Below are 25,200 nucleotides of genomic sequence, written 5' to 3'. Positions count from 1 at the left end.
AAGGGGAATCAGGGAAATAATCCCGGGATTTTGATGCCGCCGGTCAGGCGAGTCATTTCTTCCTGGGCCAGCTCTTTAACTTTGCGATGCGTTTCATTCACCGCGCCGACGATCAAATCTTCCAGAACCTCACGGTCTTTCATGTTGATCAGTTCTTCGTCGATTTCCACGGAAAGAATCTCATTCGCCCCGTTGGCAGTGATTTTTACCATGCCGCCGCCGGTCGAAACCTCCACGCGTTTCTGCGCGAGCTCTTCCTGAATTTCGGCCAGCTTGCTTTGCATTTGCTGGGCCTGCTTGAACATCGATCCTATATCTTTACCAAACATATCGTCTATCGCTTGACCACCCCGCCAAAGATTTCCAGGGCGTCTTGTATGATTTCGTTTTCAGTTATCAGCTTTTCCTTATTATATGCTTCTTGATCTTCCTTGTCTTGCAAATTTGTCTCCGTGGGAATCGTTTGCTTTGGCCCGACGGTGAGTTGTACCGCAACATCGAAATCGCAAATGGACTTTGCCGATTTTTTTAAAAGATCAACATAATCTTCGCCTTCCGCCAATTCCTTGCTGAAGGCGTCGAAGAACTGAAGATGCAATTCGCTGGAGGTCAATTTAACGAGCTGACATTTTTCGAGGATCGATTCAAAGAAGGGCTTTTTACCGCAAATATCACGTCGAATTTCTTCCCAATGCGAGCTTTCGTCCTTCTTCCTGACTGCGGTTGCCGGCGCGGCCTCTGCCTGAGGCGCTTCAAGCGCCTGCGATGAAGGAGGCGGGGCTGATTCAGGCGCCTTTTGCTTTTGCGGAACAGCGACGCTTTCAGGCGCTGGCGATTCAGTTCTTAATTTTTTTTTTTCAGCCGGGGCGGCCGAAGGCGGCTCCATGCGATTCAGGGTCTGAATCATTTCGTCGATCTTCTGATAAGGTCGTGCGTCTGTGAGGCGCAGGACCGACATTTCAAAAATCATCTGGCTCAAAGCGCTGCGACGCATATCCCCTTCGGTGCGCGACAACACCATGAAAAACTGCTTCAATTCATCTTCATCGAACGACTCCGCCTGTTTTTTCAAGGTCTCCAGTTCGCGATGCGCGCCCAGAATGCTTTCCGGATTTTTCGATATTTTGACAAAGGCCAGATTGCGCACGTATTCCGCCAGGTCGCGGCAAAATAAAATCAGGTCCTTGCCCTTGCCCGCCGCTTCCTGAATCTGCAGGATCAAGGCATCCGCCTGTTTTGCGATCAGCCCATTGATGAACCGTTCCAGATCCTGCCTGCCGACAATACCGAGCGCGGTTTCCACCGAATCCTGCGTGATGTCCTTGCCGCAATAGGCGATGGCCTGATCGAGCATGCTCTGCGCGTCGCGCATGCTTCCAAATCCATTTTTAGCGATGGCTTCCAGACTGACCTCGTCGACCTGGATGCCTTCCTTTTCGCAGATCAACTGCAATTGCCGAACGATCTGGGTCTGGTTGAGCGGCTTGAATTCAAACCACTGGCAACGCGACAGGATCGTCTCCGGTATCTTGTTCAATTCCGTCGTCGCGAAAATAAACAAGGTGCGCGCGGGCGGTTCCTCCAGCGTTTTCAATAAGGCGTTGAAGGCGCTCTTGGAGAGCATATGAATTTCGTCGATGATATAAACCTTGTAGCGGCAGGACACCGCGCCATACTGGATATTCTCGATGAGATCGCGGATCTCATCCACGCCGTTGTTCGAGGCGCCGTCGATCTCGCGCACGTCGAGGCAGGCGCCTTCGCGAATCTGCACGCAGTTTTCGCAAACATCGCAAGGCTCTTCGCCCGGGCCTTCCACGCAATTGAGCGTCTTGGCGTAAATCCGCGCCAGCGTGGTTTTGCCAACGCCGCGCGTGCCTGAAAATAAATAGGCGTGCGCCACCCGATCTAAAGCGACGGCGTTTTTCAAAGTCTGGACGATCGCTTCCTGCCCAACCAGTTCCGCAAATTTCTGCGGTCTCCATTTGCGCGCTGATACCTGGAATTCCATAAAATCAAGGTGGGAACGGGACCGACTGCGCCCCTTGGCTTAAATAAATAACGGTCTTGATGCATCAAATTCAAACTTGCGGTTTACTCCGCCGCAGGCTTTTGATTTTGCTTTACATCATCGCCGCATGCAACATTTTTTATGAAATTTCATGAAGACTCGCCTGTGAAAACGGTCCGTCTGCAAGCAGTCGCAGTATCGTTAGGAGTCAGCTCGCCGCTTTATAAAAAAATGCTCGCAAGGACAAGGCCTCATGACGCCAGGGCCAGATTTTAGAATTTTGTATCGTGGGGAAATAATAGGAGGGCATGGGGCCGAATCCGCCCCTTTGCTACAAAAAAATAAAGGCAGAATTGCTGGGTGATCTTGCAGCGCCCATGGTATTTTGCTACCGCTGCTTCCTTCCGGACCTGACGGGGTTCACAAAGCCATGTCGCGCAAGGCCCAACAAAACTGCCCAAATTTGAATGTCTTGATTTGCCGAAGCGAAATACGGAGAGGGAGGGATTCGAACCCTCGGTAGGGGTTAACCTACACACGCTTTCCAAGCGTGCGCCTTCAACCGCTCGGCCACCTCTCCCGTCGCCGGTATCAGCCTTTACGGTCGCCCGCTCGGCTTGCTTCTGTATAAAACTATCCGCCTGTCCTGGTCGCGCCGTCCGGCAACAGGGCTAACAAAGAACGGAGAGGGTGGGATTCGAACCCACGGTACCCGGATGGGTACAATAGATTTCGAGTCTATCGCCTTCGACCTCTCGGCCACCTCTCCTTAAAAGCGCGTGGACAACGCCCCCGAATACTGCAGGATCGGAACGTGACCGAAAAAAGAGTGCGCCCAGGAGGACTCGAACCTCCGACCTACGGTTCCGCAAACCGTCACTCTATCCAACTGAGCTATGGGCGCACAATATCTGTTTGTTATGACACGTTTGCAGGTATAAAGTCCAGTAATTCCACCTTGTATACATCATGTTCGAATGCATACAGGCCGGGATAATTGGCAAACGCCCACCCCTTATAAATTCTTTTTCCGTTTTCTTCAACCAGGAGTTGCACCGCCGGATTGAGCGGCTCATTGTTCATGGAAGAATACGACGATTTGTTCATCACAAAATTCGGGAAAAACGGACCGACCGTCACTTTCAGGCCCGCATCCTTCAACTCAAATGAAGTCCCCAAGTCGATCGTCTTGATCTGCGTGAGTTCTTCATCCTTTTTATGACCCACCAGCAATTTCACCGATTTCCATTTGCCCTTGAGGTCTTCAGGGATGAATAATTCCCGATCTAATTTTTCCTGACCCTGGACCTGCGGGTGATTTTTATTATCCCCGCCCAAAGAACCTTCAGGATAAGTCTCTGCAACCTGAAGCTCCTGCGGATTCGCCGCTTCCACCGCCCGGCGACTGCTCGAACCTTCCGGCAGATTTTCCGGCATCTTGGCCTGTTGCGCATCCAGCTTCAACGGCTCGTCGGCTTCCATCGAACAAGCCGTAAAGCTCATCGCCAAAACCGCCAGTCCCAGACTATTGATCAGTATACGATTCATATTCATATCCACCGCATTGAATTCATTGTTTGCTCCGTCGCCAAACCCAAAAATGGCGCTACGGAGAGGGTTCGGTGTTACGTAACACCATGTATCATCCCTCGCCAAGTCAATAGATGGGGCTACGGAGAGGGAGGGATTCGAACCCTCGGTAGGCTTTTGACCTACACACACTTAGCAGGCGTGCGCCTTAAGCCAGCTCGGCCACCTCTCCATACCCATGAATCGTTTCAACTTGATTTCACAACCCCAGACACGAGGTCTGAACGCTCTGAAAACAAGTTGAAAAATATGGCGGAGGGAGTAGGATTCGAACCCACGGAACTTTCGTTCAACGGTTTTCAAGACCGCCGCCTTAAACCACTCGGCCATCCCTCCTTGGATATTTCATACTCATCCACTTGGCCGTATTTGTCAAGCCGTCCATTTTGCAGAAATCTTCGTTATAATTCAACCATCTTTTTGATTAATTTCGCTTATTTTCATATTTTTTTATTTTGGAGAGTAAAAATACAACTCTTTTGACCCGTTTCAAATGAATCATCTTGTTTCAAGGTTTTCAGAACGTTTTTTAAACCTCCGTTTAACAAGCAAAACTTCTGTTTTTATTCAGGTTTTTTTGCATTGTGAAAAGCGCATACTAGTCGTATACTAGTTTTTCAAAAACTAGTATACGATTTAAATATTAAAAATATACAACATATAAGCAGGCATATTTTTGTAAACCACTACATAAGGTATATTACTTCGCATACTAGTCGTATACTATTTTTTGAAAAACTAGTATACGACTTTAAAAGATGAAATCATGAAACTTCCTGAAACACCGCCGGATACAGTAGAAATCCTTGGATCTATAGGATCGGATATGCCCCTACTTTTAAAAATACTTGATTGGGATCAATCCACCGATCAAAAAGGACGCTACCTGCATTGGGAAGATCTCAAATACAAAATCCCTCCTCCGGAGGGACTCTCTTCCGAACAATGGTGGGCGGCGGTAAAAAATTCACGAAAAAAACTATCCAAAAACCTCCCTTTGCTGGATAAAAACCAGGCACCGTTCCATTTTGTCAACACGGATGCCGTGCAAAAAGAGTTGAACTGGCTGGCAAAAAACGCGGCGGGAAATCTTTCCTCTCCCGACTCAATGATGAATCCCGAATTGAGAAAAACCTATCACATTCGCTCCCTCATCAACGAAGCGATCAACTCAAGCCAACTGGAAGGCGCCACCACTACAACCGATGCGGCGAAAGAAATGATTCGCCAGGAAAAGAAGCCGACAGATCATGGCGAACAGATGATTTTCAATAATTATCATGCGATGCAATTCATCTCAGAGATTAAAGAGGAACCGCTTTCACCAGCGATAATTTTTGAGCTCCATAACAAACTGACCGAACAGACCCTGAAAAACCCGGAGTCCGCAGGGAAATTGAGGCAGGATAGGGACAATATCGTTGTCGCGGATGCGCTCGACAACACCACCCTGCACGTGCCGCCGCCCGCTAAAGAATTGCCCGAGCGGCTACAGCGGCTGTGCGATTTCGCCAACGAAGAAGACGGCGATACCTTCATCGATCCCATCATCAAAGCGATCGTATTGCATTTTGCCTTTGCCTACGACCACCCTTTTGTCGACGGCAACGGACGCACCGCGCGCGCCCTGTTCTACTGGTACACTTCCCGACAAGGCTATGGTTTGATCCAGTACACATCCATTTCGCAAATCCTTAAAAAAGAACCCGAGCAATACAAAAAAGCTTTTTTACTTTCGGAAAGCGATGACAACGACCTGACCTATTTCATCCTTCACCAACTTTCGGTTCTTAGAAAATGCCTCGAATCCCTGTTTGAATATCTTAAAAAAGAAACGGAAGAAATCGAACAGGCCCGAAAAGAACTGGAAGGAAAAAAACACCTGGCCCAGCGAATGAACCATCGGCAGATCAATCTGCTAAAACACGCGCTTAAAAACCCGCGATACGCATACACCGTATACGGGCACCAGAACACTCACGGCATTGCCTACGAAACCGCGCGCAAAGACCTCATGGAGATGGCAGATACTTATAAAATGCTGGTGAAGAAGAAAAAAGCCCACAGCTACCTCTTCGAAGCGCCTGCCAACCTGAGAGAACGCATCCAGAAAAGCCGGGGGCGGGCAACGCCCGCTGGATAAGAGCCGCAACGTTGCAATTGCGCTCTAACGAAATTGATAGCAGTGGGGGGATTGCATTAGAAAACCCTCTCCCCTCGCGGGAGAGGGCTGGGTGAGGGGGCAGGCATTGCCTGCTGAATTTAAGGCCGCAACATTTCAATTACACCCTGTAGAATAGAAAAGATAAGCATTACGGCCCCGGCGACACGCCGGGCGGACGACGTCCGCTGGATAAGGGCCGCAACGTTTCGACTGCGCTCTAACAAGATTGATAGCAATGCGAGTTAAGCGCTAGGAAATAGTTTGGAGTCCGTTCAGGTAGGGACGCAAGGCGGTGGGAACTTTGACAGAGCCGTCTTCCTGCTGGTAGTTTTCCAGAATGGCGACGAACAATCGACCCGCGGCAAGGCCAGAGCCATTGAGCGTGTGGACAAACTCCGGCTTGCCTTCCTTGCGTTTGAATTTGATGGAACCGCGTCGCGCCTGGTAGTCGGTGAAACTGCTACAGGAAGATATCTCGCGATAGGCCTGCTGCGCCGGGAGCCAGACCTCCAGGTCGTAAGTCTTTGCGGCGGAAAAACCCAAGTCTCCAGCGCACAAGGTCATCACCCGATACGGAAGCTCCAGTTTTTTCAGAATGCTTTCCGCATCGGCGACCAGAGCATCCAGCTCCTGCTCCGCCTGTTCCGGCTCGACGAATTTGACCAGCTCCACTTTGTCGAACTGATGTTGACGGATCAGGCCCTGCGTGTCTTTTCCATAAGACCCCGCCTCCCTGCGAAAACAGGGGGTGTAAGCCGCGTACTTGCGCGGCAGATCGCTGTAGGGCAAGGTCTCATCACGATGATAATTGGTGACCGGCACTTCCGCTGTGGGGATGAGATAGAGCGGGTCGTCGCGCATGCCAAACAGATCGTCTTCGAATTTTGGCAACTGTCCCGTCGCCGTCATGCTCTCACGATTGACCAGAAAGGGCGGGTACAATTCTTCATAACCGTTCTCGCGCACCTGCACGTCGAGCATGAAGTTAATGAGACCGCGCATCAATTGCGCGCCGACATTTTTGTAAACCGCAAAGCGCGAACCGGAAATTTTGGCGGCGCGTTTCAGATCGATCAAGCCCAGGCTCTCGCCCAGCTCCACATGATTTTTCGGTTTGAAATTGAATTCGCTTATCTCGCCGCAAATACGCTCCAGGCGGTTATCCGTCTCCGCCAGACCGTCGGGAATCGTCGCGTCCGGCATGTTCGGAATATGCAACAATGCATCGAGCGATTGCGCCTCGGCATCGTTGACCTTCTCATCCAGTTCGCGAATCTGTTCTTTAATGGATTTCACTTCCTCCATCAATGCGTCGGCGTTCTGGCCTTCTTTTTTAAGGCGGCCCACTTCTGCGGACAATTTTTTATTTTTGCCCTTCAGCGCTTCCGCGCTCTGCAACGCGTTTCTCCGCGCTTCGTCCAGCGCCGTCAGCTTGTGAAGACGCTCTCCGAAATCGCCGCCGCGTCTTTCAAGCGCCGTTTGAACGCTTTTCAAATCTTCTCTGATGAGTTTAATATCCAGCATATTATTTCTTTTTGATGCGTTTTTTCACGCCTTCCAGCTTGATCTGTAATAAAGAGGGATAAGGATAACGTCCTTCAAGCGCTTTGAATTTTTCGTAAGCCGTCTCCAACTCGCCCTTTTCTTCCAGACAGGAAGCCAGCACGAATTCCATCTCAGAGGTGAACTTGCTGTCCGGATTTTTTTTCAGTATGCGATTATAGCGATTTTCAACTTCTCCGCAACGCCCCAGGCCGTATAAAATCTCTAAAATTTTAAAATCGGATTCATTCGCAACTTCTGAATCCGGGTACTCTTCAATCAGGTCTTCATGTTCCGCAAGCGATTGCTCCAGATTCTGCATCTTGTAATAAATCATTGCGATGCGAAATTGCTGATTAGCTTTTTGTTTGGGATTTTGCGATTGATTGATCAGATTCTGGTTCTCTATGATCGCCTGATCGTAATCCTTGAAATGATATTCCATGATCTCCGCGATCGCCCTCTGCGACTCATGCGCGAACACGCTCTTCGGGTTCAACTCCTGCAGTTCCTTGAAATACACGATGGCCTGGGCGCTGTCTCCCAAACTGAAATGGTGTATTTCCCCCAGACGGAACAAGGCCTCTTCCGCGACAGGGCCGGTGGTCTCTTCGTTCAGGACGGATTTGAACATCTCAATCGCGGAATAATTGCGACCTTTGATCCACTCCTCATTCGCCTTCATGATCAAAGGCGGCGATGAATTGTCTTTACAGGAAAGAAGGGAAAGCAAACAAATGAAGAGAATTAAACGCAAAATAAAAACGAAAGGATTGTTTCGAAGCTGAATGGGTTCAGGAAGGGAAGGACCGATCACACCGACTTTCATTTCGGCTCCCGGTCGCCTCACTCAACCAGTTTTTCAACGCTGACCACGCGATTTTCTTCACTCAAAGCGACCAGACGAACGCCCTGCGTGTTTCTGCCGATCACCGAAATTTCATTGACGCTCATCCGCACAATATTGCCGTTAGAGGTGATGGCCAACAGCTCGTCGCTATCCATCACCTGCCGCACCGCAACCACGGAACCGATCTTGTCGTTGCATTTGATGGTGATGATTCCCAGACCGCCGCGCGCCTGAATGCGATATTCATCCAAAGGCGTCCGTTTGCCATAGCCCCGGTCCGTCACCGTCAACAGCGCGTTGCCCGGCGCCACCACTTCCGCGCCCACCACCCGGTCGCCGCTTTTCAGTTTGATGCCGCGAACGCCGCGCGCGGTTCTGCCCATCGGCCGCGCCTCTTCCTGATCGAAGCGAATCGACATGCCATTGCGGGTCGCCAGCAAAACATCGCTCCCCTTTTCGCACAATTCAGCGGCGATCACCTTGTCGTTGTCTTCGATGGTCAGGCCGATGATGCCGCCCTGACGCGGCTTGCTGTAAGCCATGAGCGGCGTTTTCTTAACGAAACCCAGTTCCGTTACCGACAACACATACTGATCCTCGCGGAATTCGCGCACCGCCAGAATGCTGGCGATGTTTTCGTCCGGTTGCAACTGAAGCAGATTGGCGATGGCCTTGCCCTTGGCAATGCGGGTGACTTCCGGAATGAAAAAGACTTTCAGCCAGTGAACCTTGCCGATATTGGTGAACACCAGCAGATAACTGTGCGTCGAAGCGATGAACAATTTCTCCACCACGTCCTCATCGCGCAAGTCCATGCCCTTGATGCCCTTGCCGCCGCGCCGCTGGGCCTTGTAATTGTCCATCCCCTGGCGTTTGATATAACCGCTCCGGGTGTAGCTGACCACCACGTCCTCTTCGGCGATGAGGTCCTCCATGTCGATGATATCGAGTTCGCCTTCGACAATCTCGGTGCGCCGTTCGTCGCCGTATTTCTTTTTGATCTCCGTCAACTCATCGCGGATGATGCCGAGTTTGACTTCGTCATGCGAGAGAATATTTTCCAGTTCGCCAATCAATTCAACTATCGCCGCCAGTTCATCGAGTATTTTTTGTCGTTCCAGACCCGTCAGACGTTGCAGACGCATTTCCAGAATGGCTTTAGCCTGGATTTCCGAAAGCTCAAAACGTTCCATCAACTGCGTGCGGGCGATCGTCGGGTCTTCCGACTGGCGGATCAGCGCGACCACTTCGTCCATATTGTCGACGGCAATTTTCAAACCCTCGAAAATATGCTCGCGCTCGCGCGCTTTTCTCAGATCGTATTCCGTCCGCCGGGTGACAACCTCTTTGCGGAAGAGAATGAAATGATGAATGATTTCCTTCAGGTTCAATACCTTCGGCTGCTGATCGACCAGCGCCAGCAGGATGATGCCGAAGGTTTCCTGCAACTGCGTATTTTTGTAAAGGGAGTTGATGATCACATCCGCAACCGCGCCCTTTTTCAACTCCATGACCACCCGAACGCCGTCGCGATCCGACTCGTCGCGCAAATCCGAAATCCCTTCCAGACGTTTTTCGCGCACCAGCATGGCGATCTTTTCGACAAAACGCGCCTTGTTCACCTGATACGGCAATTCGCGAACCACCAATTGCTCGCGGTCGCCTTTTTTCAGCTCTTCAATCTCCACGCGACCGCGCACCTTAATGATGCCGCGTCCCGTGCGATAGGCCGAATGGATGCCGGACGTTCCGTAAATGATGCCCTGGGTCGGGAAATCCGGCCCCGGCACAATGCTCATCAATTCTTCAAAGGAGCAATCCGGATTGTCGATGGTGTGAATGACCGCTTCAAGGATTTCAGAAATATTATGCGGAGGAATATTCGTCGCCATGCCCACGGCGATACCCGACGCGCCGTTGATCAGCAAATGCGGCAGCGCCGAAGGAAGCACCGCCGGTTCTTCCAGCGATTCGTCGTAGTTGGGCGTGAAACGGACCGTCTCCTTTTCCAGATCCTTCAATAATTCCTGGGTGATCTCCGACATGCGGATCTCGGTGTACCGCATCGCCGCCGCAGAGTCGCCGTCGATGGAACCGAAATTGCCCTGACCGTCCACAATTGGATAACGCTGGGAAAAATCCTGCGCCATGCGCACGATGGTGTCATAAACCGCCGTGTCGCCATGCGGATGGTATTTACCGATCACGTCGCCGACAATACGCGCCGATTTCTTATACGGCTTGTTATGGACATTGCCCATCTCGTGCATGGCGAACAAAATACGCCGATGCACCGGCTTGAGACCGTCGCGCACATCCGGCAAAGCCCGACCAATGATCACGCTCATCGCGTAATCGAGGTAAGAGACCCTCATTTCATCGTCAATATTGATCGGCTCTATTACTTCGGGCATAACCCTTTTTCCTTAAAAAATAAAACGTTCCGCAAAAAATATTCCTGCGATTAAATGTCGATATTCTTGGCCTGCAAGGCGTTATCCTGAATGAACTTGCGGCGCGGCTCCACCTGATCGCCCATCAAAGTCGTGAACAATTCCTCCGAGGCCACCAGATCGTCCGCACGAACCTGCAAGAGCGCGCGCTGATCCGGATCCATCGTAGTTTCCCACAACTGATTGGGATTCATCTCGCCCAGGCCTTTGTATCGTTGAATGTACAATCCCTTTTTCGCGCTTTCCAGAAGCGTCGTCAGCAATTCTTTTTTGTCGTTAACAATCGTAATATCGTTGTTATTATTCAACTCAAAGGGAGGATAATCCATCTCCCGGATTGGATCATAAACCTGGCGAATTTTCTGCATGATCGCCGATTCGACAAAACCGATATTGATCTTGATCTCGAATTCGCGGCCCCAGTTCATGCCGCTCAGGAAAAATTTGTACAATTGATTTTCCTGATTCAACTCGATACGAAGCGAGAAATTTTTGATTTCATGATTCAAGTCGCAACGGTTGTTCTCAGAAGCAACCCGGCCCACCAGGCGACCTTCGCCCTGCGCTTCCAGTTGCAGTTGATACTTTTCAAGCAAAGCCGGGTCCAACGAATCCAGTTCGCCGCAATTGACAAATTCAATCGGGAGATTGAAACCGCCCTGCATGTACTGGCTTTGCTCGCGTCTCGCCTCGTCTATCTGCAAATCGATGATACGCGCAACGCAATGCAGGATCGCTTCCAGCGATTCAAAGTCCTTGCGCTCGATATCCGAAGCGATCAATGCGTTCAACAAGGAAGGCGGGATATTGTTCTTCACCACCTGCTCAAAACATTCCTTGAAGCGCAATAATCGGTTGACCACTTCCGCCAGCGAACCTTCTTTAGAAAATGAATCGCCGCGCGCGTTTTTCAACTCCATTTTCTCAGTTCCTTTTTCCACGAGATAATGGATCAAGGCCTTTTCATTTTTCAGATACTCTTCGACTTTTCCTTTTTTGACCTTGTACAAAGGCGGTTGCGCGATGTAGAGATAGCCCCGTTTGATCAGATCCGGCATCTGACGGAAGAAAAACGTCAACAACAGCGTTCGGATATGCGCGCCGTCGACGTCCGCGTCGGTCATGATGATGATTTTGTGATAACGCAAATTCTCAAGGTTGACGTCCTTGCCAATGCTCGTGCCCAGCGCCGTGATCAAGGTGCGAATTTCATCGCTACCGATCATCTTTTCGTAACGCGCTTTTTCAACGTTGAGGATCTTACCCTTGATAGGCAGGATGGCCTGAAATTTTCGATTGCGACCCTGTTTGGCCGAACCGCCAGCGGAATCTCCCTCCACGATGTACAATTCCGACAATTCCGGGTCTTTTTCGGCGCAATCCGCCAGCTTTCCAGGAAGCGAACTGATCTCCAGAGCGTTTTTGCGGCGCACCAGGTCTTTCGCCTTCTTCGCCGCCTCCCTCGCCTGCGCCGCCGCAATGGCTTTGCCCACAATCGCTTTCGCTATCTGCGGATTTTCCTCAAACAACTGACCCAGCTTGTCATTAACAATCTGCTCGACCATACCCTTCACTTCGGTATTGCCCAGCTTTCCTTTCGTCTGCCCCTCGAACTGCGGTTCTGGGATTTTAACGCTCAACACGGCAACCAGACCCTCGCGCACATCGTCGCCGGAAATAGATACATTGACGTTTTTCAACATTCCATTCTGCGAAGCGTAACTGTTGATAGTGCGCGTCAAGGCCGCGCGGAAACCGGTGAGATGCGTTCCGCCGTCGCGCGTATTGACGTTATTGACGTAAGAAAAAATCTCATCAACATAGCTATCGTTGTATTGCATCGCCAGATCGAGATAACACTCCTCGCGATCCAGTTCGATATGAATGGGCTGGTCGTGCAAGGTCTTCTTGTTGGTGTTGAGATGATCCACAAAGGAAACGATGCCGCCTTCGTAGAAAAATTCATCATTGCGACCGTCGCGCTCGTCTTTCAGTTGAATCTTCACGCCCTTGTTCAAAAAGGACAATTCCCTGAGACGATTCGCCAGAATCTCAAAACTGAAGGTCAACACCTCGAAGATCGTGCCATCCGGCTTGAAAACGATCTTGGTGCCGCGTGAATTTGTTTTTCCGATGACATCCAGGGTGGTGACCGGTTTTCCCGCCTGATACTTCTGAACGTAAATCTGTTCGTTTCTGCGGATCTCAAGATGCAGGTCTTCAGACAGCGCATTCACAACCGAAACGCCAACCCCATGCAAGCCCGCAGAGACTTTATAACTGTTTTTGTCGAATTTGCCGCCGGCATGCAACACCGTCATCACCACTTCCGCCGCCGATACATTGCGATCCGTATGCAAATCCACAGGGATGCCGCGACCGTTGTCGCTCACCGTCACGCTGTTATCAATGTGAATGATGACCCGGATGAAATCGCAATGACCCGCATTCGCCTCGTCAATGCTGTTGTCCACCAGCTCAAAAATGAGATGATGCAAGCCATTGGCGCCGGTTCCTCCGATGTACATCGCAGGGCGTTTGCGAACCGCTTCGAGGCCTTCCAGAATTTTAATATTGCTGGAATCGTAAACTGGGCTGTCGGTCGATTGATCCATTAACTATTACGTAAGTAGATTAACTGAATAAAAATATAAACAAGAAGAAGTAGTAGGGCCTGTTTATTATGTGGAGAATCGCATTAAGTCATCGATTCTATTAGGAATTTTCAATGCAGAATCTGTTAGTCAAGCAGTCAGTTTCCAAGGCTGGTTGGGCGCTAATTTGCGTACACTAAAGTATACCTTATTTTGACCCTTTAAATCACATTTTTTATACAGCTTTCCAACAATTTATTCACGTTCGATTTTCTTGATGATGCTTTGCACCGAGCCTGAAATATCAGAACTTTCTTTGATCAGGTTGGAGATCTGGCGGTAAGAATATAAAACTGTGGTGTGATCTTTTCCCCCAAACTGTTTGCCGATTTCCGGGAGCGAAGTCTGGGTGTATTCCCGCGACAAATACATGGCGATCTGGCGAGGGACTGAAATATTGCGCGAACGCTTCTTCGATTTGAGATCGGAAACCTTCAGATTGTAGTGGGAAGCTACTATTTTCAATATCTTGGGGACATTGAAGTTCTTGTTTTTATCGTAGGTGAAGTCCTTCAAAACGTCTTTCGCCAGCTCCAGGGTGATCTCTTTACGGGTGAACGAGGCAAAAGCAATGATCCGCAACAACAGGCCTTCCAACTCGCGAATATTGGTTTTGATATTGCTGGCGATGAAAAGATTGACGTCGTTCGGAACGTTTTTCTTGTGAAACTCCGCTTTTCTTTCAAGAATCGCCACTTTCGTTTCTAAATCCGGCAATTTGATGTCCGCAATCAGACCCGACTCGAAGCGCGAGCGCAGGCGCTCTTCAATATTGTGGATTTCCTTCGGGTAACGGTCGCTCGACAGGACAACCTGCTTGTGCGACTCGTACAGGGCGTTGAATGTGTAAAAGAATTCCTCTTGCGTCCGTTCTTTGCCCGCGATGAACTGGATATCGTCCACCAGCAAGACATCGAGAGGACGGTATTTTGCCCGAAAATCAGGCATCCGGTCTTTTCTCAACGATTCGATCAAATCGACGGTGAATTGCTCTGCCGTTAAATAGCGCACATGAACATTGGAATTATTGCGCAGAATTTCGTTGCCGATCGCGTGCAGTAGATGGGTTTTCCCCAGCCCGACTCCGCCATATAAAAACAAGGGGTTGTAGGCCATCGCCGGGTTCTTGGCAACGGCTTGAGCCGCCGCCTGGGCAAACTGGTTGCTGGAACCCACAACAAAGCTGGAAAAAGTGAATTTAGGGTTCAATGTTGAAGCTGGACCTTGCTCCATCCGCTCCGCAGACAAAGTTGGCGCTGGAATTTCAATAACAGGACTGGAATTTTCCTGCTCTTCGCCAAATTCCGGATCGATATAAAAATCAATCTCAGGGGCCGCGCCTGTGACTTTTTTTACGGATTCCTGAATCAAATCCAGGTAATTTTCCTCAAGGCATTTTTTGTAAAAATAATTCGGAACTGCTATTAAAAATGAATTTTCTTCGTATGATCGAATATAGGTAGGAGAAAACCAGGTTGCATAGTTTTCAGCATGTATCTTACTTTTTACGTGGTCGAGACAACGATTCCACAGGACATCAGGAGAGTTCATAAACACCCGGTATTTTGTTAAGGATTGGAGGGAATCAGGAGGAATACTATTAAACCCCGGCCTAAAAATCAAGCCCTAAAAAAGTTTCACGCGATTTTTATTATAAAACCCGAAAAATCAATCCGCTTTTAAAATCTCTTGCCGCAGAACATCGCAAAAAATAGCAAACCCCTCATTTATTATCGATATAAATCATTATATTTAAAAGGGATATGGAAACATACCCTTGTCCCAGCAGACAATAGTTAAGAAGCCCTCTCGCGAATACAACGAAGGGCTTCTCGTCTTGGAGTATCAAATCGAGAATGGCTCGAAGGCAATTCCTTTCGTTTCAGGGATGGATTGACCCAGGCCATTAAATTTTGGGAATCAGATTGACTGTCACCTTCCTGTCCGAGTGCGCATCGGGCTTTTTCCTTCCAAAAAGCGGGGGGATTTCTTCCTCCCGCTTCTTACCTTTTTTACTTGGAAAACAAGCCTTTGCCGTGGCGATGCATCGAAAGCCAGATTTCCGATTTCCAAAAAATCAATCGGCGCTGGATGGCTGGTTCTTGCCGATTCAGCGATGGAGACAAGCCTCGTTATGGGAACTCTTCCGAAGTTAGCCTCCGGTCTTTCCGACCTCCATGAAGAGCTGGAGCTGGCGCGTCAGGGAATGCGCAAGCTCATCGAAAACGCGCCGGATGACTTGCAGGCGCACCGGGTCTACTGCCTCTACGCCGCGAAGACCATGGAAACCTACAAGACCGCGCTTCAGGCGATGACGCTCGACCGGGACAAAATCCTCATCGACGCTCTGATGAGCGTGGTTCTGGTCCTCAATGAAAAAAAGGAAAACGCCGCCGCCGAAACGGTGGGGCGATATCTCGAAGCGATCGAGCAGAAAGCGAAGGAACAATGGCGTCAGTTTGGGGAAACAAGCTGGCCCGGGGAAACGAAGCGATCCGGACGCTCATCGAGTCATCCGTCCGCCCCTTCATCGAAACCGGGGAGAAAGAAAAAATCCAAAGAAAGCAAAACGCCCTCGACGACCTGACGTTTTTTGCCCAGACTTATTTTCCGCATCATTTGACCGATCAACCCTCCGTCATGCATGAGGAGCTTTATGCAACCTATCAATCCGTCATTCTACAATCTGAATCGAACGGCCAGGGCGACCGCGTGGCGCGGGCCGCCCCGCGCGGCAACGCCAAGTCGACGCTCAGCACGCTGATATTGCCCCTCTGGTGCATCGTCGGGAAAAGGCGCCGGTTTATCGGGGTGCTTTCCGACACCACCGAACAGGCTGAAGAATTTCTTGAGTCCATCAAAGCCGAGCTGGAAGCCAACGAACGATTACGGGAAGACTTTCCCGATGCATGCGCCAGAGGGCGCGCCTGGAAGGCGGGACAAATCATCACGCAAAACGGCGTGAAAGTGAAATGCTGGGGCAAACGCAAACGATTGCGCGGCGCCCGGCATGGCAGTCGACGCCCCGATCTGGTGATCTGCGACGACCTGGAAGACGATGAAAATATTGAATCGCCGGAACAACGCGAAAAAGACCGCGCCTGGTTCTTCAAGGCGGTGATGAAAATCGGAGGTCGCTACACCGTCTATCTGGTGATCGGAACGATCCTGCATTACGACTCGCTCCTGTCCCGACTGCTCAAACAACCGGGCTGGAAGGCCAGAATATGGCAGGCCGTTTTGCAATGGTCGCCGTCGCCGCTCTGGCAAGACTGGGAACGGCTCTTCCTCTCCGACGGAGAAGAGGCGGCAGATTGCTTTTTCAAATCACATCAAAAGGAAATGCTGGAAGGGGCGCAAGAGCTCTGGCCTGCGGGCGAACCTTATTACTATCTGATGAAGATGCGCCTGATCGACGGGCCGGCCTATTTCGATTCTGAAAAACAGAACGAGCCGATCCACCCTTCAGAACGCTTGTTCAACGAAGACTGGTTTCAGTTCTGGGACGATTCCTGTTTTTCTTCTCAGGGTTCTCTGGTCCTGCAAGCCGGGGAATCGGTGCTTTGCGCGGTCGATCCTTCGATGGGTGGCGCTTCCATCAAGTCGGACCCCTCGGCGATTGTCGTCGCGGTTCTGCGCGAGAACGGCATCCTCGATGTGTTGGAAGCGGATATTCAGAAACGCCATCCCGACCGCATCATGGAAGATTTGTTTGTCTTTCATCAAATGTATTCCTTCGATCGCGTTGTGGTCGAAGAAGTGCAGTTTCAGGAATTGTTCAAGGAGCATATCGCCCGCGAGAGCGCGCGCCGGGGTCTCTACCTTCCCATCGAAGGAACCCGGCCGCACATCGACAAAACTCTCAGGATTTCCAAACTGCAACCGCATATCAAAAACGGCTTCATCCGCTTTCGACGCAGTCAAACGCTCTTGCTCAATCAACTGAAATACTTTCCCAAAGCCGACCACGACGACGGCCCCGACGCGCTGGAGATGATCTTCAGCCTCGCCGCCTCTCACAGCGGCGGGCCGCGCGTGCGCCGCGTTCACTGATCTCACTTTTATTTACTGAAACTCCTTTGGAATCGTTCGCACCGATTGCAGGGCGGGAACGAAAATCCACTTTCAACCTCAACTCCTATCGCTATGAATCTATTTCACTGGTTTCAAAGCAAGGCGAGCGCCACCACGCGCGCCTTGACCCTCATGCTCCCTGTGGGCAGTTCGCCCGCCCCGCGCGCGCGATACGACGCCCTGGCGAGCGAAGGCTATTCATGCAATTCCGTGGTCTACGCCTGCATTCGGGAAATTTCAGAAGCCGCCGCAGGCGTGGACTGGCTCCTGTATCGAGCCAGCAAGACGGGCCGACGCGAGGAAGTCGTCGCGCATCCGCTCCTCGATCTTCTGCAAAAACCCAATCCCTTTCAGGGTCGCTTCGAGTTGATCGAAACGCTGGTGTCCTTCCTTTATCTATCCGGCAACGCCTACCTTGAATCGGTCTCCGACTCTCGTCCGACAGACGTCGCGCCGCCGCAGGAGCTGTACGCGCTTCGCCCGGATCGCATGCGGATTCTGCCGCATCCCCTGCGCCGCATCGAAGGCTACGAGTACCGCGTTGGCGGCCGAGCGCAAACTTTATCGGTTGAGCAGATTCTGCATTTGAAACTGTTTCATCCTCTCGACGACTGGTACGGCTTGTCGCCGGTGCAGGTCGCCGGTCTGGCTATCGACAAGTTGAATGAAGGCGACCGCTGGAACGCATCCCTTCTGCAAAACTCCGCCGTTCCCTCCGGCGCGCTGGTGTCGCGGCAACGTCTGAGCGACGAGCAGTTTCAGCGCCTGCGCGATGAAATGCGCAGTCAGTTGCAGGGCGTCAGCCACGCGCGCGAACCGCTCCTGCTGGAACAGGATCTGGAATGGAAAGAATTGAGCTTGTCGCCCAAGGACATGGACTGGATCGAAGGGCTGAAACTGAGCGCGGCGCAAATCGCCCAGGTCTTCAACGTCCCGCCGGAACTGGTGGGTCTGCAAAACGCCACTTACCAGAACCGCAAGGAAGCTCGCAAAGCCCTGTACAGCGAAGTGGTCTGCCCGGTTCTCAACCGTCTGCGCGACGCCCTCAACCAATGGTTGACGCCGCGCTATGGCGAGGAATGGACTCTCGACTACGACCGCGATTCCATCCCGGCCCTGTCCGAAGATCAGGAAAGCCTCTGGCGTCGCGCCGGAGACTCCAACTTTTTAACCGTGAATGAAAAACGCCGCCTTGTTGGATACGACGATATCCCCGGCGGTGATCGACTGGAATCTACAGACAAAGGAGAGAAGCAATGACGCATGCAAGCCGGACGGCCACCGCTAATCACGACGCGCCGCCGCAAATCAAATCCTTTCCATTCAAAATGAACGAGGTGGACGACAGCGGCGTCTTTTCCGGCTACGCCTCGACCTTTGGCAACGTCGATCTCGGCGGCGAACTGGTCGAAGCGGGCGCCTTCACGCAAACGCTCATCGAATCTGGCGGCAAGATTCCGCTCCTCGATCATCACGACCCAACGCGCCAGATCGGCTGGAATCTGGAAGCGCGTGAAGATCAGCACGGCCTCTTTGTTCGCGGTCGTCTCAACCTCGAAGTGCAGGCGGGACGCGAAAAGCACGCGCTCATGCGGCAGGCGGCGCAAGTCGGCGCGCGCATGGGCTTATCCATCGGTTTCCGCACCCTGCGCGACGAAGCGGACGCGAACGACCCGCGCATTCGTCGGCTCAAGGAAATCGAGTTGATGGAATACAGCGTCGTCACCTTTCCGATGAACCCGCAAGCGACTGTGACCGGCTTGAAACATCAGGATGCTTCGTTCGAAGCATTGAAGCAATCTTTGAAACAACTCACGAAACATTTCTTGTCCTGAATTCTTACGCTTCGGCGCTGGAGTCGGACCCTACCTATCCTCAAGGAGAATCTCATGAACGAAGTGAAAACTTTGGTGGACGACCTCAACAAGGCCTTCCTGGAACACAAAAACAAAAACGACCAGCGCCTTTCCGAATTGGAAAAACGCGGTCACGCCGACCCGCTTCTGGAAAACCAGGTGGATCGCATCACGCGCGATCTGCAAGAGCTGTTGCAGGTCAAGGAGCGCGTCGAACGCTTGCAGGCTCTTGTCAATCGTCCCGCATTCGATATGACGGGCGAAACGAAACCCGAGCGCAAGGCGCGCGATCACGCCATTCTGACCTATATCCGCAAAGGCGAATCTGCTCTCGCGCCGCAGGAAGTCAAACTCCTTTCTTCGGATAGCGACCCCGACGGCGGTTACTGGGTGGCGTCTGCCATGTCGGATCGAGTGGTTCAGAAAATTCATGAAACTTCGCCGATGCGTCACGTTGCCGCAGTGGAAATGATCTCCGGCGACGCTCTGGAGATTCCCGAAGACATCAACGAAGCGGATGCGGGATGGACTTCCGAGCAGGCTTCGCGCACCGAAACGGCGACGCCTGAAATCGGCGTGCGACGCATCCCCGTACACGAGTTGTATGCTCAGCCGAAAGCCACGCAAACCTTGCTGGACGATGCGCGCATCGACGTGGAATCCTGGCTGGCGGGCAAGATCGCCGATAAGATTTCCCGTATGGAAAATGCGGCTTTCATTTCCGGCGACGGCGTGGGCAAGCCGCGCGGCTTGCTGACTTACCCCACGGGCACGACCAACCCCGGTCAGGTTCAGCAAGTCAACTCCGGCGCTTCCGCCGCTCTCACGGCAGACGGTCTCCGCGCATTGTTCTACGCATTGAAAAGCCCCTACGCGGAACGCGCCAGCTGGTTGATGTCGCGCAGTTCGGTGGAAGCGGTTTCGAAACTCAAAGACACCAGCGGTCAATATCTCTGGCAACCGGGTCTGCAGGCTGGCGAACCGCAAACGCTGATGGGTCGCCCGATCGAACGCATGGAGGACATGCCGGACGTCGCCGCGAATTCCTTGTCAGTGGCCTTCGGCGACTGGCATCAGGCTTACGCGATTGTCGATCGCATCGGCATCCGCGTTCTTCGCGATCCTTTCAGCGCCAAGCCGTTTGTGATGTTCTACACCACCAAACGCACCGGCGGCGATGTGACGAACTTCGAAGCGCTCGTCCTGCAAAAAACCGCCTCCTAACCAGCGTTCCGCTGGACCAGTATGGCTCAGCTTGCATTGCTAGCAATTTTGTTAGAGCGCAATTGAAACGTTACGGCTTTTATCCAGCGGGCGTTGCCCGCCCGGCGGGGCGCCGGGGCCGTAATGGCTTAGCTTGCATTTCTATCAATCCTGATAGAGCGCAATTGCAAGCGACGACCCTTACCCAGTAGACGCAGTCTACCCTCTCCCCTGGCGGGAGAGGGCCAGGGTGAGGGGGCGGCATGATGCCGCTTTCTTGACGCAGAACTCTCACTACTAGCAATCCCCAAGAACGCAATCAAAAATTCTTAAGCTCTTATCCAGCAGGCGATGCCTGCTTAACCAATAATATGGAGAAATAATTTTATGAGTGATGCAAAAAACAATATGGATTTGGTACACAGTCTGGCCCCTGCCGTTTATTCAACCGATCAGGATGAGGCGGGAGCTGGCGCGGACTTGTTGAACTTCTACGGCGCGGTGGTTGCGTTCATGACGGGGACCCTGACCGACGGCGTCTACGCGCCGCGCGTTCAGGAATCAGACGACAATTCCAACTGGACCGATGTCGCCTCCAGCGATTTGGAAGGGACCTTGAGCGCCTTGTCGGCGAACGCCGTGCAACGTGTTGGCTACAAAGGAATCAAGCGTTATATCCGCCCCGTCGTCAACGTATCTTCCGCGACCTCTGGCGGCGCCTTGTGTAGCGTGGTCGCCCGAGCGATCCCGCATCACGCCCCAGCCGCCTAACCAGCGTGCCGCTGGACCAGTATGGCTCATCTTGCATTGCTAGCAGACTTCCATAACGCAATTGCAAGCTTCGACCCTTATCCAGTAGACGCAGTCCACCCTCTCCCCTTAGGGGAGAGGGTTTTCTAGCTCTCATCTTGCACTGCTATCAATTTTGTTAGAGCGCTGTCGAAACGCTACGGCTCTCTTCCAGCGGGCGTAGCCCGCCCGGCGAGGCGCCGGGGCCGTAATGGCTCAGCTTGCATTGCTAGCAATCCTTTCTGGGTGGATTGAAATGCTGCGGCTCTTTTCCCGCAGGTGATACCTGCTTGCTATCAATCTTGTTTGAATGCAGTTGCAAGGATTCGGCTGTCTGCATGCAGATGCAATCTGCTGAGGGTGGTTTTAAATAAACATTTGATTAGTTTTTTCTAAAGGATTCCCATGAACATCATCATGTTGCAAGACATACAAGCCGCGCCGGACGGACTGACGCTTCACACTTTCAAAAAAGGCCGCGAGTATTCGGTTCCCATGGATATGGACACCGACCTGGCGCATACCTTTCTGAAAGAAGGCTGGGCGAAGCAAAAAGAATCTGGCAAGAAAGCAGGTCGCCCGCGCAAAGCAAAAGACCGCAAAGCCGCTCCGGAAAATAAAAAGGAGGCCGCCGATGCCCATTAATATTTCGCCCCGTTTTCACCGGGTCAAAATCGCCCATGGCGACTGCCATGTGGTTTTGGAGTTTCGCCAGTTCACGGCTGAAGAGTTCAGCGCCTACATGCGCGAGCGTTACCTCAATCTTCCCGATGACCACAGCAATGAGGAACAATACCATCTGGCGACCATTAACTTTGTGGACCGGCTGTTGATGAACATTTCTGCCGTCGATCCGGAAGGCAAGCCCGACATCGTCACCTATTACGACGTGCATGCGAACGAGGACCGCGAACTCAATCCCGCAGTGGAAAACTGGAAAGACCATATCAATCCTTTGTGGAAAATTTCCGCCGGTTTTGAATTGACGCGGATACAAAGCGAGATGGAGAACTCCTATCTAAAAAACTGATGGACTACCTGCGGGACAACGCGTCGGGGCTGGAGGTAGAGTACGAGACGTTTTTGGAAAGCGTGGACGATGAATGCGAAGATCCACAATGGAATATCGAAAACCACCCGGCGCGCCCGATACTGAAACAATTCCCCAATAACTTCAAAGCCTGGGTTTCGGAACTGGAGCGAATCGCCTGGTGGAAACGCGCGGGCTATCCGCTCGATAAAAATGATTTATCGCCGCTCGAATGGTCCGCTCTGGCGCTCCTCGAATCGAAACAGACTCTTTATCGCAGAGCCTGACTGATATTGCCAGTCTTACGACCATTGTCCTGCGGACGTAGTCCGCCCGGCGAGGCGCCGGAGCCTTAACGCTCTGCCCGTACTGCTATCAATCCTTCTGAACGCAATCGAAACGCTTCGGCATCAGTCCTGCGGACGTAGTCCGCCCGGCGTGCCGCTGGACCCGCAAGGCTCCACGCGCTTTGCTAGCAATATTTCAAGATGCAACTGAAACGTTCCGGCGATCTGCGCGCAGATGCAATCTGCTCCTCTCCCTCAGGGAGAGGATACAGGTGAGGGTGGTTTGCGGTTTAGCTTTTATTTCTGGCTATAGATTTATGAGCCAAACTCTAATTATTAATAAATTGGAACTCATGATGAATTTACAATCGATCACACCGCCTTCCGGCCCCCTGGCGACCCTGGCGGAAGCCAAGAGCTATCTTCGTATTTCAGACACGCAGGACGATGCAGAAATCGCATCGCTGATACAGGCGCTTTCAGATCGCGCGGAGTCGTGGACAGGTCGGGCGTTTTTGACTCAAACCTGGGCGTTGTGGCTGGATCGCGTTCCCGGTGAATTGATCAACGCATCCCGCGTTCTCGCGCTACCGCGTCCGCCGCTGGTTTCGGTGACGCATGTCAAAACCTACGATCCAGCCGGATCGGCGACGACCTTAAACCCCTCTAATTATTTTGTCGATGCGGTTGCCGAACCCGGACGGGTGGTTTTTAATCAGGAATATTCCTGGCCCGGCTCCTTACGATCCGTGCGCGCGGTGGAAGTGCAATACGTTGCGGGCTATGGCGATGCGACCGCCGTCCCTGCGGCGATCCGTGAAGGGCTTCTGCTTTGGCTGAAGGTGTTGTTTGCCGGGCGCACGAAGTTGCTGGAGTCGGATGAATCGTCAAACGGTCTGGTGGATTTGCATAAAATGGAAATGCCGCCCCAGACCCTTTCCTTATGGAAACCCTATCAGTTGATGCGGCTCTAGCAGGAGTATAGCGATGCTTAAAATGGAATTCAGCAATCTCAGCGCGCTTTCAGCGCTGGTCGACAAACTGGCGAACGAAGCCAATCAACTCGCCAATGAAACCGCGCGTGAAATTGTAAAAACGTCTCATTCCCTGGCAAGGCAAAGAGTCGCCGACCCATCCCGCAAGCCGGGCAAGGGGCAAGGCCCGTATTACCGATCCATTCAATCGAAGATCGAATTCAACGGGGGCGCTGTGACCGGTCGTTTGTTCAGCGATGCGCCCTACGCCGGAGTCATCGAGTTTGGCTCCAGGCCGCACACGATCCGAGCGCGTAATGGAAAGGTCCTGTTCCTTGGCGGCGGTCGATTTGCGAATGAAGTTCAGCACCCCGGCACGCCAGCCTTCCGGGTTCTGGAACAATCTGCCGAAAAAGCCACGGCCCAGGCCCAGACGATATTGGATCGATTGTTTCCGAAGTATTTCAACAGGAGGTCATGATGCAGACACACGAGGATTTGACCGATCAGAAAGGCGGAGCGCGATGACAGATTATTCCCAGTTGGCCACGGCGGTGGCCTCAACATTATCCGCCGATGCTTTTCTCGGCGACAGCGCCAATGTCAAAACCATAGAAACGCACAAGCGCGGATTTTCCATACAGGACAACCGAGACTCATTGTTCTTTGGCGATGTCGATTTACCCGCCATTGCGGTCGTTCCCAATTCAGAGCCGAAGGAGTCGGCCTTGACGACAACGCGCGAACAGGTGGATAGCGTCAAAGCCCAGGTCGTTGCGGTCAGTCGAGATCGCGACGCGCAAGCCGGTCTCGATGCGCATTACCAGATTGTTCAGCATATCGAAACGATTTTGGAGAAGCAACGCAGTTCAACCGATCACCTGGGTCTGGACGCCTTTGTCCGCCAGGTTGCGACTGAACACGAGTCTTTCAAGAAAGGCGAGTTCTATTATTTTGTGTCCACCACCTCGGCGCTGATCGAATTGACCGTAACGTTTTAGGCAGACGATGGCTAATTGGAAAGGTAATTGAAGAGGAAGATAAAGAGGGATGTTGCCAGAAAAGCGATTTTAAATAGGAACTTTCTATTGCTTGAGCTGAGCAATTTTTTGAGCGCGTTTTCCTAGGGCAGGTTGGAAATGTATTCGACAAAAATAATCAGAAAATACAAACCGACGATGGCCGCAAGTAGTGTCAGCATTCCGATACGTCGTTGGAAAAGACCGAGTCCCAAAGGATTCTTGCATCCGCAACTGGGGCAATTCATGGAAGAATCTTGAATTTTTGTTCCGCAGTCGATGCAATTAACCAGTTTGCCGGAGGTCTCTACAATGCTTTCAGCTCCACCAGCTCCACAGTGAGGGCATTTTTTTAATACATCAATGATTCTTTTATTACAGGATGAACATTCAATGACCTTCATGAGTATCCCCGCTTAAATTTCTTATTCCAAATTCCATTAAATTAACTCTTTTGTTGTAGCGAAGGTTCGGGGTTTAAGCGCTCGTAGATGGTCAAACTAGAACAAAACTCATTTAAAATATTTGTAATAAAAATAGACAATATTCACTACAAGTACTGCTCCTATAATGTACTTGGCATGAGGCTCTTGTTGAAAAAAGTTCATCCCGGAAGGACGCTTGCATCCACAAAAACAACAACGATTTGCATAATAGTGAACCAGCTTTTTGCAGTCGACGCAGTGGAGCATGTCTTCGGGGCT

The 25,200-nt window shown here is 51.7% G+C and carries 21 protein-coding genes, 5 tRNA genes and 1 other RNA gene; 12 read left to right on the top strand and 15 right to left on the bottom strand.

All coding sequences use genetic code 11. The features are described 5' to 3' along the window. Positions 1–8: 8 nt before the first annotated feature. The 9 genes from G3M78_04050 to G3M78_04010 form a co-directional block, all read right to left on the bottom strand. Positions 9–329 (bottom strand): YbaB/EbfC family nucleoid-associated protein, encoded by a 321-nt coding sequence (locus G3M78_04050; protein QPJ64606.1) that lies wholly within the window; start codon positions 327–329, stop codon positions 9–11. A 5-nt stretch (positions 330–334) separates the two neighbouring features. Next, positions 335–2,011: a DNA polymerase III subunit gamma/tau gene (gene dnaX / locus G3M78_04045; GenBank protein ID QPJ64605.1), complete on the bottom strand. Its 1,677-nt coding sequence runs from the start codon at positions 2,009–2,011 to the stop codon at positions 335–337. Between the two features lie 351 nt (positions 2,012–2,362). After that, positions 2,363–2,461, bottom strand: an RNA gene (gene ffs / locus G3M78_04040) — signal recognition particle sRNA small type. Positions 2,462–2,504: 43 nt separating this feature from the next. Then, positions 2,505–2,591 (bottom strand) — tRNA-Ser (locus G3M78_04035). A 102-nt stretch (positions 2,592–2,693) separates the two neighbouring features. Further along, positions 2,694–2,780, bottom strand: a tRNA-Ser gene (locus G3M78_04030). Positions 2,781–2,841: 61 nt separating this feature from the next. Then, a tRNA-Arg gene (locus G3M78_04025) sits at positions 2,842–2,915 on the bottom strand. Between the two features lie 14 nt (positions 2,916–2,929). Next, positions 2,930–3,559, bottom strand: coding sequence for a DUF2155 domain-containing protein (locus tag G3M78_04020; protein QPJ64604.1), 630 nt, complete (start codon positions 3,557–3,559; stop codon positions 2,930–2,932). Between the two features lie 125 nt (positions 3,560–3,684). Then, positions 3,685–3,773, bottom strand: a tRNA-Ser gene (locus tag G3M78_04015). 78 nt (positions 3,774–3,851) lie between these two features. Next, positions 3,852–3,937: transfer RNA gene (locus G3M78_04010), tRNA-Ser, on the bottom strand. A 430-nt stretch (positions 3,938–4,367) separates the two neighbouring features. On the opposite strand from G3M78_04010, the gene G3M78_04005 reads away from it, so the two are divergent. Beyond that, a complete protein-coding gene (locus G3M78_04005) occupies positions 4,368–5,744 on the top strand; it encodes a Fic family protein (GenBank protein QPJ64603.1) in 1,377 nt (458 codons plus the stop codon). 270 nt (positions 5,745–6,014) lie between these two features. On the opposite strand, the gene serS is transcribed toward G3M78_04005, so the two are convergent. From serS to dnaA, 5 genes are all read right to left on the bottom strand, one after another. Further along, positions 6,015–7,289 (bottom strand): serine--tRNA ligase, encoded by a 1,275-nt coding sequence (gene serS, locus G3M78_04000; protein ID QPJ64602.1) that lies wholly within the window; start codon positions 7,287–7,289, stop codon positions 6,015–6,017. 1 nt (position 7,290) lies between these two features. Further along, entirely contained in the window at positions 7,291–8,136 is an 846-nt protein-coding gene (locus G3M78_03995; protein QPJ64601.1) for a tetratricopeptide repeat protein, read from the bottom strand. Between the two features lie 17 nt (positions 8,137–8,153). Further along, on the bottom strand, positions 8,154–10,571 hold the full coding sequence (gene gyrA, locus G3M78_03990) for a DNA gyrase subunit A (GenBank protein QPJ64600.1): 2,418 nt from the start codon (positions 10,569–10,571) through the stop codon (positions 8,154–8,156). 50 nt (positions 10,572–10,621) lie between these two features. After that, the gene (gyrB, locus tag G3M78_03985; protein QPJ64599.1) at positions 10,622–13,225 is read right to left on the bottom strand and encodes a DNA topoisomerase (ATP-hydrolyzing) subunit B; all 2,604 of its coding nucleotides are present in this window, start codon (positions 13,223–13,225) and stop codon (positions 10,622–10,624) included. 234 nt (positions 13,226–13,459) lie between these two features. Continuing rightward, positions 13,460–14,815, bottom strand: coding sequence for a chromosomal replication initiator protein DnaA (dnaA, locus tag G3M78_03980; GenBank protein ID QPJ64598.1), 1,356 nt, complete (start codon positions 14,813–14,815; stop codon positions 13,460–13,462). A gap of 897 nt (positions 14,816–15,712) precedes the next feature. Here dnaA and terL point away from each other — a divergent pair. The 11 genes from terL to G3M78_03925 all read left to right on the top strand — a co-directional run bounded on the left by terL (position 15,713) and on the right by G3M78_03925 (position 24,478). Further along, entirely contained in the window at positions 15,713–17,317 is a 1,605-nt protein-coding gene (gene terL / locus G3M78_03975; protein QPJ64597.1) for a phage terminase large subunit, read from the top strand. A 93-nt stretch (positions 17,318–17,410) separates the two neighbouring features. Next, a complete protein-coding gene (locus G3M78_03970; GenBank protein ID QPJ64596.1) occupies positions 17,411–18,598 on the top strand; it encodes a phage portal protein in 1,188 nt (395 codons plus the stop codon). A 68-nt stretch (positions 18,599–18,666) separates the two neighbouring features. Beyond that, a complete protein-coding gene (locus tag G3M78_03965) occupies positions 18,667–19,173 on the top strand; it encodes an HK97 family phage prohead protease (protein QPJ66759.1) in 507 nt (168 codons plus the stop codon). A gap of 54 nt (positions 19,174–19,227) precedes the next feature. Next, the gene (locus G3M78_03960) at positions 19,228–20,418 is read left to right on the top strand and encodes a phage major capsid protein (GenBank protein QPJ64595.1); all 1,191 of its coding nucleotides are present in this window, start codon (positions 19,228–19,230) and stop codon (positions 20,416–20,418) included. 366 nt (positions 20,419–20,784) lie between these two features. Next, positions 20,785–21,168, top strand: coding sequence for a hypothetical protein (locus G3M78_03955; GenBank protein ID QPJ64594.1), 384 nt, complete (start codon positions 20,785–20,787; stop codon positions 21,166–21,168). 423 nt (positions 21,169–21,591) lie between these two features. Further along, positions 21,592–21,831, top strand: a complete 240-nt coding sequence (locus tag G3M78_03950) for a hypothetical protein (protein QPJ64593.1) — start codon at positions 21,592–21,594, stop codon at positions 21,829–21,831. Next, positions 21,821–22,216, top strand: coding sequence for a hypothetical protein (locus G3M78_03945; GenBank protein ID QPJ64592.1), 396 nt, complete (start codon positions 21,821–21,823; stop codon positions 22,214–22,216). Before G3M78_03950 ends, G3M78_03945 begins: the two co-directional genes overlap by 11 nt. Beyond that, complete coding sequence (locus tag G3M78_03940) at positions 22,216–22,503, top strand: hypothetical protein (GenBank protein ID QPJ64591.1); 288 nt, start codon at positions 22,216–22,218, stop codon at positions 22,501–22,503. Before G3M78_03945 ends, G3M78_03940 begins: the two co-directional genes overlap by 1 nt. 353 nt (positions 22,504–22,856) lie before the next feature. Further along, positions 22,857–23,477 (top strand): hypothetical protein, encoded by a 621-nt coding sequence (locus G3M78_03935; protein ID QPJ64590.1) that lies wholly within the window; start codon positions 22,857–22,859, stop codon positions 23,475–23,477. A gap of 13 nt (positions 23,478–23,490) precedes the next feature. Next, the gene (locus G3M78_03930; protein ID QPJ64589.1) at positions 23,491–23,958 is read left to right on the top strand and encodes a hypothetical protein; all 468 of its coding nucleotides are present in this window, start codon (positions 23,491–23,493) and stop codon (positions 23,956–23,958) included. Between the two features lie 43 nt (positions 23,959–24,001). After that, positions 24,002–24,478, top strand: a complete 477-nt coding sequence (locus tag G3M78_03925) for a hypothetical protein (GenBank protein ID QPJ64588.1) — start codon at positions 24,002–24,004, stop codon at positions 24,476–24,478. Between the two features lie 122 nt (positions 24,479–24,600). Here G3M78_03925 and G3M78_03920 read toward each other — a convergent pair whose 3' ends face one another. Further along, the gene (locus G3M78_03920) at positions 24,601–24,900 is read right to left on the bottom strand and encodes a hypothetical protein (protein QPJ64587.1); all 300 of its coding nucleotides are present in this window, start codon (positions 24,898–24,900) and stop codon (positions 24,601–24,603) included. Between the last annotated feature and the right edge of the window lie 300 nt (positions 24,901–25,200).

Source organism: Candidatus Nitrohelix vancouverensis (genome assembly GCA_015698305.1).
Lineage (GTDB): Bacteria > Nitrospinota > Nitrospinia > Nitrospinales > VA-1 > Nitrohelix > Nitrohelix vancouverensis.
Note: the sequence above shows the minus strand (reverse complement) of the source record. Positions and strands in the feature narration are given on the sequence as shown.

Coding starts and splice junctions, on each gene's coding strand:
- G3M78_03945 (QPJ64592.1), top strand. CDS start 21,821: ATGCCCATTAATATTTCGCCCCGTTTTCACCGGGTCAAAATCGCCCAT.
- G3M78_04005 (QPJ64603.1), top strand. CDS start 4,368: ATGAAACTTCCTGAAACACCGCCGGATACAGTAGAAATCCTTGGATCT.
- G3M78_04050 (QPJ64606.1), bottom strand. CDS start 329: ATGTTTGGTAAAGATATAGGATCGATGTTCAAGCAGGCCCAGCAAATG.
- G3M78_03930 (QPJ64589.1), top strand. CDS start 23,491: ATGCTTAAAATGGAATTCAGCAATCTCAGCGCGCTTTCAGCGCTGGTC.
- G3M78_03995 (QPJ64601.1), bottom strand. CDS start 8,136: ATGAAAGTCGGTGTGATCGGTCCTTCCCTTCCTGAACCCATTCAGCTT.
- dnaX (QPJ64605.1), bottom strand. CDS start 2,011: ATGGAATTCCAGGTATCAGCGCGCAAATGGAGACCGCAGAAATTTGCG.
- G3M78_03960 (QPJ64595.1), top strand. CDS start 19,228: ATGAACGAAGTGAAAACTTTGGTGGACGACCTCAACAAGGCCTTCCTG.
- G3M78_03950 (QPJ64593.1), top strand. CDS start 21,592: ATGAACATCATCATGTTGCAAGACATACAAGCCGCGCCGGACGGACTG.
- G3M78_03965 (QPJ66759.1), top strand. CDS start 18,667: ATGAACGAGGTGGACGACAGCGGCGTCTTTTCCGGCTACGCCTCGACC.
- serS (QPJ64602.1), bottom strand. CDS start 7,289: ATGCTGGATATTAAACTCATCAGAGAAGATTTGAAAAGCGTTCAAACG.
- G3M78_04020 (QPJ64604.1), bottom strand. CDS start 3,559: ATGAATCGTATACTGATCAATAGTCTGGGACTGGCGGTTTTGGCGATG.
- G3M78_03940 (QPJ64591.1), top strand. CDS start 22,216: ATGGACTACCTGCGGGACAACGCGTCGGGGCTGGAGGTAGAGTACGAG.
- G3M78_03970 (QPJ64596.1), top strand. CDS start 17,411: ATGAATCTATTTCACTGGTTTCAAAGCAAGGCGAGCGCCACCACGCGC.
- terL (QPJ64597.1), top strand. CDS start 15,713: ATGGCGTCAGTTTGGGGAAACAAGCTGGCCCGGGGAAACGAAGCGATC.
- G3M78_03925 (QPJ64588.1), top strand. CDS start 24,002: ATGACAGATTATTCCCAGTTGGCCACGGCGGTGGCCTCAACATTATCC.
- G3M78_03955 (QPJ64594.1), top strand. CDS start 20,785: ATGAGTGATGCAAAAAACAATATGGATTTGGTACACAGTCTGGCCCCT.
- G3M78_03935 (QPJ64590.1), top strand. CDS start 22,857: ATGATGAATTTACAATCGATCACACCGCCTTCCGGCCCCCTGGCGACC.
- G3M78_03920 (QPJ64587.1), bottom strand. CDS start 24,900: ATGAAGGTCATTGAATGTTCATCCTGTAATAAAAGAATCATTGATGTA.
- dnaA (QPJ64598.1), bottom strand. CDS start 14,815: ATGAACTCTCCTGATGTCCTGTGGAATCGTTGTCTCGACCACGTAAAA.
- gyrB (QPJ64599.1), bottom strand. CDS start 13,225: ATGGATCAATCGACCGACAGCCCAGTTTACGATTCCAGCAATATTAAA.
- gyrA (QPJ64600.1), bottom strand. CDS start 10,571: ATGCCCGAAGTAATAGAGCCGATCAATATTGACGATGAAATGAGGGTC.